General features: G+C 42.3%; 11 protein-coding genes. 8 read left to right on the top strand and 3 right to left on the bottom strand.

From position 1 onward, the window contains the following. The first annotated feature begins 63 nt into the window (after positions 1-63). Positions 64-807 (top strand): flagellar brake protein, encoded by a 744-nt coding sequence (locus VOR_RS0112775; protein WP_010320088.1) that lies wholly within the window; start codon positions 64-66, stop codon positions 805-807. 44 nt (positions 808-851) lie between these two features. Here VOR_RS0112775 and gltS read toward each other — a convergent pair whose 3' ends face one another. Next, entirely contained in the window at positions 852-2,078 is a 1,227-nt protein-coding gene (gene gltS / locus VOR_RS0112770; protein WP_010320087.1) for a sodium/glutamate symporter, read from the bottom strand. A 650-nt stretch (positions 2,079-2,728) separates the two neighbouring features. On the opposite strand from gltS, the gene VOR_RS0112765 reads away from it, so the two are divergent. From VOR_RS0112765 to sstT, 5 genes are all read left to right on the top strand, one after another. Next, positions 2,729-3,649, top strand: a complete 921-nt coding sequence (locus VOR_RS0112765; protein WP_010320086.1) for a polyprenyl-phosphate transporter — start codon at positions 2,729-2,731, stop codon at positions 3,647-3,649. Between the two features lie 143 nt (positions 3,650-3,792). Further along, positions 3,793-4,221: a hypothetical protein gene (locus VOR_RS0112760; RefSeq protein WP_029627171.1), complete on the top strand. Its 429-nt coding sequence runs from the start codon at positions 3,793-3,795 to the stop codon at positions 4,219-4,221. Beyond that, on the top strand, positions 4,218-4,826 hold the full coding sequence (locus VOR_RS0112755) for an SCO family protein (protein WP_010320084.1): 609 nt from the start codon (positions 4,218-4,220) through the stop codon (positions 4,824-4,826). The genes VOR_RS0112760 and VOR_RS0112755 overlap by 4 nt, the downstream gene beginning before the upstream one ends. Before the next feature lies 1 nt (position 4,827). Further along, complete coding sequence (locus tag VOR_RS0112750; RefSeq protein ID WP_010320083.1) at positions 4,828-5,271, top strand: copper chaperone PCu(A)C; 444 nt, start codon at positions 4,828-4,830, stop codon at positions 5,269-5,271. A gap of 353 nt (positions 5,272-5,624) precedes the next feature. Next, positions 5,625-6,842, top strand: a complete 1,218-nt coding sequence (sstT, locus tag VOR_RS0112745; RefSeq protein ID WP_010320082.1) for a serine/threonine transporter SstT — start codon at positions 5,625-5,627, stop codon at positions 6,840-6,842. 111 nt (positions 6,843-6,953) lie between these two features. Here sstT and VOR_RS0112740 read toward each other — a convergent pair whose 3' ends face one another. Together VOR_RS0112740 and VOR_RS0112735 are read right to left on the bottom strand one after the other, a co-directional pair. Beyond that, a complete protein-coding gene (locus tag VOR_RS0112740; RefSeq protein ID WP_010320081.1) occupies positions 6,954-8,099 on the bottom strand; it encodes a tetratricopeptide repeat protein in 1,146 nt (381 codons plus the stop codon). Between the two features lie 329 nt (positions 8,100-8,428). After that, on the bottom strand, positions 8,429-10,066 hold the full coding sequence (locus VOR_RS0112735; protein WP_010320080.1) for a glycoside hydrolase family 13 protein: 1,638 nt from the start codon (positions 10,064-10,066) through the stop codon (positions 8,429-8,431). Between the two features lie 218 nt (positions 10,067-10,284). On the opposite strand from VOR_RS0112735, the gene VOR_RS0112730 reads away from it, so the two are divergent. Together VOR_RS0112730 and malE are read left to right on the top strand one after the other, a co-directional pair. Continuing rightward, complete coding sequence (locus tag VOR_RS0112730; protein WP_010320079.1) at positions 10,285-11,202, top strand: LysR family transcriptional regulator; 918 nt, start codon at positions 10,285-10,287, stop codon at positions 11,200-11,202. 323 nt (positions 11,203-11,525) lie between these two features. Next, positions 11,526-12,256, top strand: a 731-nt coding sequence (malE, locus tag VOR_RS0112725; protein WP_010320078.1) for a maltose/maltodextrin ABC transporter substrate-binding protein MalE, incomplete at its 3' end; no start/stop codon positions are given.

Genomic DNA, 12,256 nt, shown 5'->3' with positions numbered 1-12,256 from the left:
TAGAATTTAAACTATTACAAAAATTAGAATAAAATGCAGCTACTGCATCACGGAGAAAATAAGATGGAATCGCAGTCGGCAGTGCTGAAAGATGAACAGAGCCAAAATCATTCGGTTGAACGTAACAAAACCCTATCGACACTTAATAGTACTGATGCGTTATCTATGGTTGAGCACAGCAGCGAACTAACCTTAAGTATAACCACTCCCGTTGGTACGAAATTTCAGTGTAAAACGTCATTTATCGGTACCTACTCTCATTCCCATCTCCTTGTAGAAATTCCTAAAATTTCCGCAGATGATCTCTCTTTTTTCTTCCAAGAAGGTTTTTGGATGAATATCAGAGCTATTTCACCACGTGGCGAAGGGGCTTTAATCCATTTTCGTAGCCAGTTGTTACATGTCTTGCAAGAGCCTATACCGCTCGCCATGTTATCCATTCCCAACAGCATGCAAGTGACCCAACTGCGCAAAGAAGCTCGTTACGATGTGAATCTGGCAGGAAAAGCAACGGTAGGAACGCATAAGTCGGATTGTGAGGTAAGAGATCTCTCCAAAAGTGGCTGCCGTTTTGTCACACCGCCTCTTGGGCGCACTTTCCAAGTGGGTGATAAGATTAGTCTCGAATTATTTACTGATGCTCGCGGCAGCCAATTCTTTGCGCCTTTGATGGGCAAAGTTTGTAACCTGCAACGCTCACTGCACTATGCTCGTTACGGAGTGCAGTTTGATGAAGAAGGTGTCAAAAATGCAAAGAGTTTATTAAGTCAATTGAAGTTTGATGGCACAAAATTAACGCTGAAGTAAGCAATACACCCTAACCAATAAGTTAGGGTGTATTGCTATTATTTTTAACCGAGAAACGAAATATACCCTTGTAATATCACCAAATTCACAATATCTACAAAGAATGCCCCAACGATTGGCACGACCATAAACGCTTGCGGTGATGGGCCATATCGTGTCACTAGCGACCCCATGTTCATCACCGCTGTTGGAGTAGCGCCAAGGCCGAAGCCGCAGTGCCCACCAGCGATCACCGCAGCGTCATAATTTGATCCCATCACTTTAAAAGTCACAAAATAAGCAAAAATACCCAACACCACCGATTGCACCGCTAAAATCACCAGAAATGGGACAGCCAAGTCAAAAATATTCCATAACTTTAAACTCATGAGCGCCATAGCAAGAAATAGCGATAGGGAAACGGTGCCTAAGATGTCAACAGTTTCAGCATCAATTTTATGAACTTTCGTCAATTCCAGTATATTGGTAATGAACACGCCGATGAAAAGCGCATAGACAAAATCGGGGATCATCAACCATTTGATTTCAAATGTACTTACCCCCTGCTCTAAATATTTAGCACCTGTGACACAAATAAGAAGGATGAATAAACCCTCAATCACTTTCTTTGCGGTGACTTTATCTTCTTCATATTCATTGTAAGTAACCAGCTCTGGGAACTTATCGTGCGTTTTGGTTCCTCGCCCATACTCAGATTCAAACCCGTTTTTATTAATGAGTTTTTGGGCTACTGGGCTACCGATAATCCCACCAATGATCAAACCAAAGGTCGCTGAGGCCATGGCAATTTCTAGCGTATTGCTAAGCCCATAATTGTCGTTGAATGTTTGAGCCCACGCAGCTCCCGTACCGTGTCCACCCGAGAGGGTAATAGAACCGGCGATCAACCCCATCAGTGGGTCAAGACCAAGAGCCGTCGCTAACGATACACCGACGCCATTTTGGATGATGATATAAAACGAGGCAACGGCGAGGAAAAGAAAGACTTTTGCGCCACCTTTAACCAGTTGAGTGTAATTGGCCGCAAGGCCTACGGTGCTGAAAAACATCAGCATAAAAATATTCTGCAATGGTAATGAGAACTCTAAATCTAAGCCGTAAAAATGCAGCAGAGTGATCGCGAAAGCGACAATTAAGCCACCAACGATGGGCTCAGGAATGTTGAATTTTTCCAAGATAGGCAGTTTTGCGTTAATAAAGTGTCCTAAAAAAAGCACGCTGATAGCGATTAAGAAAGACTCAAGGGGCCCAATTGAAATTAAATGGTGCATATAACCTCTTATTACTGCTTCACTCATCTTCCTTAATGAGTTTGGAGATCATCAAAGAAAGCTTGATAAGCTCGAAAAAAATACGATTGATCGATACGGATCATCCTTATGGATATTGTTTATTTACAATGACATACGATGTTTATTTGATGGGTTTTACGAACACATGACCTAACTGGTTTTGCTCGAAAAAAATCTTCGCTCACGGCTTTTGATTGTCATTTACAAACTCTCATTAGACGAGCGAGGAGACGTATCATACCTAACAGACAAAAAAAGAGCCAACCGCAATGCTGCGATTGGCTTATATATAGTGTGAACAAACTCATTCACTAACAACGTCAGTTGGCTAGGTGACCCTCGGCTTTAAGAAGGGTCAAATAAGTTTATGCATTAAGTATGCCAACTAAAAAATGGCTACTTTTTAGCTATACATCACATCAATTCATCAAAATGTAGTACTTTATCGCATTACGCGAATTGCATTATGCGAAAAAATGCAAAATAATACTCACCCAGTTGCTATAAAACAAACTCATTCTCTGCGTTTTTTCACATTAAGCCAGCACCACCCACTCCTCTTTTGTACAAGCATTCCTTGGTTATTTCATTATATACTTCCGGTACATACACTTAATCATGCAGATTCAATGAATTATTTCAGTACATTTTTAAAAGGAATGGCCATGGGTGCCGCCGATGTGGTGCCGGGCGTTTCGGGTGGAACCATTGCATTCATCACTGGTATCTATGACACTTTGCTTGAAAGCATCCGTAGGATTAATCCGAGTTTATTGCGCATAGTCAAACGAGATGGGTTAGCCGCCGCATTTCAACATATTAATGGCTTCTTCTTGCTCGCACTGTTTGGGGGGATATTCACCAGTATCCTCTCTTTGGCTAAGCTCATTTCTTGGCTACTCGCCACGCATCCTATTCCCATTTGGTCATTCTTCTTCGGTTTAATTCTGGTTTCGGTGTTCCATATTGTGAAACAAATTGAGCAATTCAAACTTTCTCGGTTGCTCTTCGCTTTGCTGGGAATTGCGTTTGCTTACAGTATTACGGTGCTTAACCCAATGCAGATGGAACCAACAGCGCTGAACACAATTCTAGCCGGTGCTATTGCCATCTGCGCCATGATTTTACCGGGAATTTCTGGCAGTTTTATCCTGTTGCTGATTGGTATGTACGCACCGGTACTGGGCGCGGTGAAAGAGATGCAAGCCGATATTTTGGCACTCTTTTTACTCGGATGTATCGGTGGTTTACTGAGTTTTTCTCACGTATTGTCTTGGTTACTCAAACAATTTAGAGACTTGACCTTAATTTTTCTTACGGGATTAATGATCGGCACCTTACCCAAAATCTGGCCTTGGAAAGAAACGCTCACTTGGCGAACCAATTCTCACGGCGAGCTCGTTCCTTTGCTACAGCGAAACCTTTCTCCATTCGAATTTGAGTCCATCACTTCACAGCCTTCGCAACTGCTGGTAGCCATTTTATTGATGCTTTGCGCGGTTGCCCTCGTGCTTGGCCTGGAGCAATATGCAAAACATCACGATGTGTAAATCACACCGCATAGCATGAATGAGAAAAGGTGGGGAGACTCACCTTTTCTATATTGATTTATTGCACATTTTATCCATTCGTCACCACTGCAAAAAGATAGCTGTGATAACATTTGCGCTTTATCACCGCTTGGATTATCACCATGCACAACGCAATCAAAATCGGCGTCTTTGTTCTAGCCCTGCTGGCGGGTTACTTTAGCAGCGATATTTTCAATTGGCTCTCTTCAGCACACTCCTCTTCAGACATTAATCAATATTGCCAGTTGTCGAGTACCCCTTGCCGACAAGGAGATGTTGTCATGACATTGGCACACGATAAATCTCAACCTTTGGTGGCTAACACTCTGACCGTTGAATGGCCGCAAGCCAATGCAAGTAAACTCACACTCACACTCAATGGGCTAGAGATGGAGATGGGCACCGCGAAATATGTACTGACGCAGCAGGAAGACGGGCTCTACACAGCACAGATTGTACTCCCAGTTTGCACGACTGAAAAAATGACATGGATTGGCGAACTCTCTGATGGTCGCACCCAAGTATTTCCGGCAATAAGGATGGAAAGATGAGTAAAAATTGGTCTCTGGCATTGGTGGTTGCGTTTGTATTAGGCTTTGGCATAAAAACCTATTTTGATACGCAGCAAAGTATGGATTTAGAGAGCGGTAATAGCTCATCTTCTGAGGTGATTTTATTTGGCAAAGCAAATCAATCCATCTCTATTTTTAATACTAAAGATGAACGCATACGTGTTGTTTACTTCGGCTTTACACGCTGCCCAGATGTCTGCCCAACATCTCTGGCTATGTTAGCAGGTGCACTCAATCAACTGGATGATGTAACCAAAGCAAAGCTGCGCCCTTTATTTATCTCTCTCGATCCAGAGCGTGACGCTGCCGATGCTTCTCATCAATACGCCCAATATTTCCACCCTATGATCGAAGGACTTTCTGCTCCTTTAGACATTACAACACCACTGGCGCATCAGTATGGCGTCATTTTCCGCAAAACCGAATTAAAGGGATCTGAACTGAAATACACATTAGATCACAGCTCCTACTTCTACTTTTTACAACCAGATGGAACATTAATCACTAAAGTTCCACATACGCTTTCACCGGCTCCCATTGTTGAAGACATCAAAACAATAATGACGTCATCACAAGGAAAATAACATGAAGCTCAATGCTCTTTTTTTAGCAAGCCTTGCCTTTAGCCCGCTTACTTTTGCCAACACAGATATTATGGTACATCACCCTTACGCACGTGCCACCGCACCAACCGCCACCACCAGCGCAGTATTTTCTCAAATCATGAATAAAGGTGAGACGGACCGTTTCATTGTATCGGCCAGCACCGATGTGGCAGGGAAAGTTGAATTGCATGATGTAATCACCGAAGGAGATGTGATGAAAATGCGTCAAGTCACTGAATTTAAAATTCCGGCCAAAGGGCACGTCGAACTCAAACCGGGCGGCTTGCACATCATGCTTTTTGATTTGAAGAAACCATTGGTTGAAGGTGAAAAGATTGACGTACAACTAACCTTTGCCAATGGTGAGCAGCAAACCATTATTGCACCAGTAAAAAAAGTGATGAGTGGTATGGCACACCATTAAAAAGAAGAGGGTGAGCGATGTTGGCTTACCCTCTTTTATCATCGCACTAACCGCTCATTGACCAGCCTAATGGCGAGAACGAGACATCCCGACAAGTGGCCTATCATTCCAGCACCAAAAATGCTACATTTTATTTACATCTCACTCAAAATCGATTGCATTTCCACATATTGATTAATTATTTGTGCTGATTATCAATTAATTCTAGACACAATATTCCGCGTAGATATCATTACCCCCTTCAGTGGAGCTCACTGATGTCACTATAACTCTATTTGTCTACCATAACCGATACTATGCTTCGTAGTATTTAGGTCATGCAGGATGTAATTCGATTTATTGCAGGGATAACTATGCAAAGCAACAATATTTTCGCCCGTTTTGCGCGTGGCAATTTGGTTCTGCAAATACTCGCCGGTATCGTTCTCGGTGGGTTATTAGCAACCTTTTCACCCGATGATGCGAAAAACGCCGGCCTACTTGGCGACCTTTTCGTTGGCGCACTGAAGGCTGTAGCACCAATCCTCGTGTTTATTTTGGTCGCGGCGTCCATCGCAAACCAAAAGAAAAACCAACACACTTATATGCGCCCAATCGTGGTACTTTATCTTTTCGGTACCTTCACAGCCGCTCTTACTGCCGTTGTATTAAGCTTTATCTTCCCAACGACCCTAACATTGGTTGCAGGAGCAGAAGGTGCAACGCCTCCTCAAGGCATCGCTGAAGTGCTTAATACCCTGTTGTTTAAGTTAGTTGATAACCCAGTCAATGCTCTAATGAGTGCAAACTATATTGGCATTCTGGCATGGGCTGTTGGGTTGGGCTTAGCTTTACACCATGCCTCAGCAACAACTAAAGCCGTATTTGAAGATTTAAGCCACGGTGTTTCACAAATTGTGCGTTTTATTATTCGCCTAGCACCGTTTGGTATTTTCGGCTTGGTTGCATCCACGTTTGCCACAACTGGCTTTGAATCTTTGGCTGGTTATGCCAACCTTTTATTCGTGTTGCTGAGTGCCATGTTGATCATCGCATTGGTTGTCAACCCAATCATTGTGTACGCGAAAACTCGCCAAAACCCATATCCACTGGTATTCCAGTGCTTGCGTGAAAGTGGTGTCACCGCATTTTTCACACGCTCAAGCGCCGCCAATATCCCAGTAAACATGGCATTGTGTGAGAAACTAAAACTGGATGAAGATACTTATTCAGTCTCGATCCCACTCGGTGCGACCATTAATATGGCTGGTGCCGCCATTACTATCACGGTTCTCACCCTAGCGGCAGTAAACACAGTAGGTATTGAAATTGACCTGATGACAGCCTTGCTACTGAGCATCGTTGCTGCTGTTTCTGCCTGTGGCGCATCGGGTGTGGCAGGTGGTTCACTGCTGCTGATCCCGCTCGCATGTGGGCTATTTGGCATTTCAAATGACGTAGCAATGCAGGTTGTTGCCGTTGGCTTTATCATAGGCGTGATTCAAGATTCAGCTGAAACAGCGCTCAACAGCTCAACAGATGTTGTCTTCACTGCTGCGGTTTGCCAAGCTGAGCACAATAAATCAGCCTAATCATTCGATATACTAAGATCGATACCAACAAAAATCCCCAGCCGATTCGCTGGGGATTTTTATTTAAGAGATTTTTTATTTACAGTGCTTAGCCACTTTATCTATCCAGCATTACCTGTCCATTGAAGTATTGGAGAAATCTAATCGCGTTAGAACCTCATGATCATCAGATGAGCTGGATGACAAAAGCTCTTCGGAGGCATCCGCCACTACGCTCAATGAGAGTTCCTCTTCGTCAAGCAACTCCCCTTTCTCGGGGATAGGGATCCCACGTTTATAAAGCTTGTTCAGCGCCTTAATAATTGAATGTTTACTTACTGTACCCGCGCCGATCTTCTTGATGAGTGGTTTAGCCAACGATTGCAGCCCCACAACCGAATCGACACCGATGCGCGAACCCACTTGATCTCTTAACATCTTTGCTGGTTCAAAACCAAAATAAGCCGATAAAAATAACCAGATATAAGCAATAGCATTGCCATTTGAACCTTTATCTATCCAGGCTTCGCCTGCGTGATACATCGCCTCAACATGACCTTTTTCAGCAGCCCGCTCTAACCAATAACAAGCTTTACTGTGGTCGATTGCGACACCAACACCCTTGAGGTAATTCAAGCCTAGCTTCATCTGTCCTATCGGGCTATTTAGCTTCGCGGCTTTGGAATACCAAAATGTTGAATCCACTGGAGATGGCGCGATATTATCGTGTGAAACACACCAATCCCCCATGAAAATCACAGCGTCGAGCAAATTAGCTTCCGCAGCCTCTTGAACTAACGAGACTCCTTTCGCAATATTCGCTTCCACGCCACGACCATGAATATAGGCCATGCCAGTTTCATACTTTGCGGTTAAGTTACCTTCAATTCCAGCAATACAAGTCTGCCAAAACTTCTCTTTTTCCCGCAAAATCAGATCATCTCGAAATTTTTGGCAAATCCGAACAACACCATACATTCCCGTAACATTGTCATAATTTGCCGCTTTGTCATACCAATACATCGCCTCTTTGAGGTTGGTTCGTTCGGCTTCTTTCGCCAAATACAAAATCGTCGGAACATGGCCTGTTTCGGCCTTAAATAAGCGATCTTGCCTTTCTTGTTCACGTGATTTTTCTATCGCTTTGCGGTAAGCGATTTCTCTCTCTTTTCTCTCTTCTTCTAAGCGTTTTTTGCGCAAAGAGAGCGAAAACATCCACACGAAGATGAGGATAAGTGATAACCCGGTTGCGCCTATGGCAATCCCAATAGTGCTCATTGATTCAAATCTTATTTAGCTGATTAACTTCATTATCGACCATTTTCTCAATCTTTGAAAAAGTCTGACCACATTCATTCTGTCTCGAACCATTTAAAGCATACGAAACAGTCAAATCCGTTCATCCAAAACAGAGAGGCCACTCTATACCTAATACTTGTGAATTAATTAAGCCACATAGTCTTAGCACTAAGATAGTACCGTACTCTTTTCAAGAGTGTTACGCACAATCACACTAATTGAGGAATAGATTCCGATTTGGGTCAATGAATAAAAAAACGCAGCCAAATCGCTGCGTTCATCTCAGTTCAAAAAATGAGCCACTCACTTTACTCTCTCATCAAAACCGCGATGGATTGATAGGGCTCGAGTACTAGATTTTCTTCTAATTTTTCAATCTCTTGATAATTAGAGCTCAAACACTCCACCGCTCTCAATTGAAACTTTTCGGGTATTGTTAAACAAACCGTGGCCGATGAAAAATTACTGATCACGACAATTTGCTCACCTTGGTACTCGCGCACATAGCCAAACACTTGATCATGTTCTTCAAATAAAGGCGTGAACGATCCATAGACGATGGACAGGTGTTTTTTACGCAGTGCAATTAACTTTTTATAGTGATGGTAAATCGATTGTTTATCAGCGAGCGCTTGTTCAACATTGACTTTTAGGTAGTTAGGATTCGCCTCTATCCACGAAGAACCTTGAGTAAATCCGCCGTGTTTATCCGCTGACCATTGCATTGGCGTTCGAGCGTTATCACGGCTGTTTTGATGAATAGCATCCAGCATATGTTGATGAGAAACGCCCGATTCTGTCTTCACACGATAAAAATTTAACGTCTCGATGTCTCGGTATTGATCGAGCGAATCGAAGGCCACATTCGTCATACCAATCTCTTCGCCTTGATAAATATAAGGCGTGCCTTTCAGAAAGTGTAAGCTCGTTGCCAACATTTTCGCAGATTCAACTCGGTAGCGTTTGTCATCACCATACTTAGATACAGCGCGTGGCAGGTCATGATTATTCCAAAATAATGAATTCCAACCCTGATCGGCAAGCTCAATCTGCCACTTGGTTAATACCTGTTTAAACTGCTTAAGATCTAACGGAATAGGGTTCCATTTGTCACCCTGCTCCCATGTCAAAGTGATGTGTTCAAATTGGAAAACCATCGATAACTCACGACGACTCGGCGCACTGTACAGTTTTGCAATGTCTGGTGTGGCTCCCCAAGTTTCTCCCACGGTCAGCAGATCTTGATTACCAAAGGTGGCGGCATTCATTTGCTGTAATAACGGATGCAAGCGCGGGCCATTACCAGTAATGCCCTTATCAATTTCTTTGTCAATTAAATCAATAACATCTAATCGAAAACCACCAATACCCTGTTCAATCCACCAGTTCATCATGCTGTGCACTTCTTGCTGCACTTTAGGGTTTTCCCAATTCAGATCTGGCTGACGTTTAGAAAAAAGGTGGAAGTAATATTGCTGCGTTTGCTCATCCCAGTGCCAAGCACTGCCACCAAAAATTGACCCTGTATCATCCGGTACACTGCCATCCGGTTTTGCATCCCGCCAAATGTAGTAATCTCGATACGGATTGTCTCGCGATTGCTTCGCTTGTAAAAACCATTGGTGTTCATCCGATGTGTGATTAACGACAAGATCCATCACTATCTTAATATTGCGTTTTTGTGCTTCGCTCAGTAAACGCTGCATATCTTCCATGGAACCAAACTCTTGAGCTATTGCTTGGTAGTCAGAAATATCATAACCGTTATCATCCATTGGAGATTGATAAACAGGAGATAGCCAAATAACGTTAATGCCTAACTCTGCAAGGTAATCAAGCTTACTAATAATGCCATTTAAATCGCCGATACCATCGTGATTAGAATCGTAAAAACTGCGCGGGTATATTTGGTATACCACAGCGCTATGCCACCATTTGGGTTCCATGATATTGCCTTTTTGTAAATTAATTTATTGCTCATCATAATGAGAGCTGACGCAAAGTAACAATAGAACATTCCCCATATGATATAGCCAATACCTATATCATAAGAAAAATCACTATAGTTAGGCCTCTCTGCATGCAAAGAGATTAAAAAAACATCACCTAAAATGTGATTTATGCCAAACATGATAGCAATAAGCAGAAGACAAGATAAAACAGCATGGATAAATCCCTTCGATATTTTTTGATGGTTGCGATTGAAAATAATATTAAGCAAGCCGCAGAGAAACTGCATATCAGTCAACCATCTCTTACCACAGCAATTAAAAAGCTTGAACATGAACTTGGAGTTGAGCTATTTATTCGCCGCTCAAAAGGTGTAGAGCTCAGCGCTTATGGCAAACTATTTAGGGAGTATGTGCAGGAGCAACAAGAAAAGCAGCAACAACTGTTACATCAGTTCACCGATATGCAACAGAGACATCAAGGAAAATTAAAGCTTGGCACTGGGGAAGCGTGGTGGGAATTATTTGTTCGCGATACGGTATGCCTATATCAAAAAAACACCCCTAATTGTTCAATACATTTGGAATTTGGCAATAACCTTTCTTTGATCCATCATTTGGTGCAGGGAGATATTGACCTCTTTATTGGCCATGAAATTCAAGATCTACACGAAAGGTGTAAAGTCCATTTCCAACCTTTGTTTCGAGACCAAGAAGCATTGTTTGTATGTTCAAGCCATCCGATATTGAATACAAAAAAAAGTGATGATGAACTTCTGATTGAACAAGCCCAATACCCTCTCATCCGCGTCACGCCGGATCATTCTCGACATCGTACAATGTTGGCTGAACATGCATCACTGGCTAAACAATATACGGAACAAAGAGAGAGTAAAAGAGCCATCTATGATGTCGATTCTTTATTTGCTAGCATAGATATATTAGAGATGGCTAACGCTGTAATGCCATATAGCGATAAAATGTGCCATTGGATGGCCAGAAGAAATATTGCAACATTAACCATCAACAAAAAGAAAAAAGGTAATGTAGGAATTTATATTAAACAAGGCATAGCTGACCCCAAAATTACCAGTTTTATTGAAATACTAACGAAGTATACCTCTTCCTTATGAAGGCTAACGCCCTACTAAACAAATTATTGAAGATCAGTGTGGACTAAAGCCTTGATAACATAGGCTTCCGGCACATAAAGCGGGCATTACAACAATAGTTTTTGTTTTGGTTCACACTTTTGAAAGTAGAAAAACTCACCGTGTTATCTACCGTAGTTACATTCTATCAATATTAGAGCAATGATATTGATAGAATCTATATCAAACTCACTTTCATCTATTTCTTATTGCAAGCAAAAGCCGTTATATTTTCAACAGGACTTACACTCAAGGACTCATGCGTACCATATTCGCTTCGGGCCTAGGTAAAACAGGAAATAGTGATGAAAAATTCAATTAAGAATCTGTCTATCTGTACACTGGCCACTTTAATGGCGGCACCACTGATGGCGATGCAAGAAGGTGAAATCACCATTTGGATTAACGGTGATAAAAGTTATGATGGCTTAGCGCAAATAGGCCAACAATTTGAACAAGATACTGGAATTAAAATCATTGTTCAGCATCCAGAATCGCTTGAAGCGAAATTCCAACAGCACGCTGCAACTGGCAGTGGTCCTGATATTATTTTTTGGGCACACGATAGATTCGGTGGCTATGCAGAAGCAGGCTTGCTTCACGAAATCAAACCAAGTAAGCAATTTAAAGAAAAGTTGGTCGATTTCAGTTGGGATGCCGTTACCGTTAATGGAAAATTGGTTGGCTATCCTCTTGCTATTGAGGCCCCTTCTCTTATTTACAATAAAGATCTGTTACCAACACCGCCTAAAACTTGGGAAGAACTAGTCAGTATTCATAATACAATGGAGAAACAGGGTAAAAAAGCCATCATGTGGGATATTAAAAATGCTTACTTTACTTGGCCTGTTATTTCCTCTGGCGGGGCCTATGCTTTTGAAAAAATTGTAGGGGGTTACAATGCCAAAAGTACCGGAGTTAATAATGAAGCAGGAATCAACGGTCTGCAGTTTTTAGTTAATATGGTTAATCAAGGTGTATTGAACCCAAACATGGATTATGCCGTCTCTGATGCTGCATTCAGCAAAGGAGAGGT

Origin of the sequence: Vibrio ordalii ATCC 33509 (genome assembly GCA_000257205.1) — a bacterium.
GTDB lineage: Bacteria > Pseudomonadota > Gammaproteobacteria > Enterobacterales > Vibrionaceae > Vibrio > Vibrio ordalii.
Note: the sequence above shows the minus strand (reverse complement) of the source record. Positions and strands in the feature narration are given on the sequence as shown.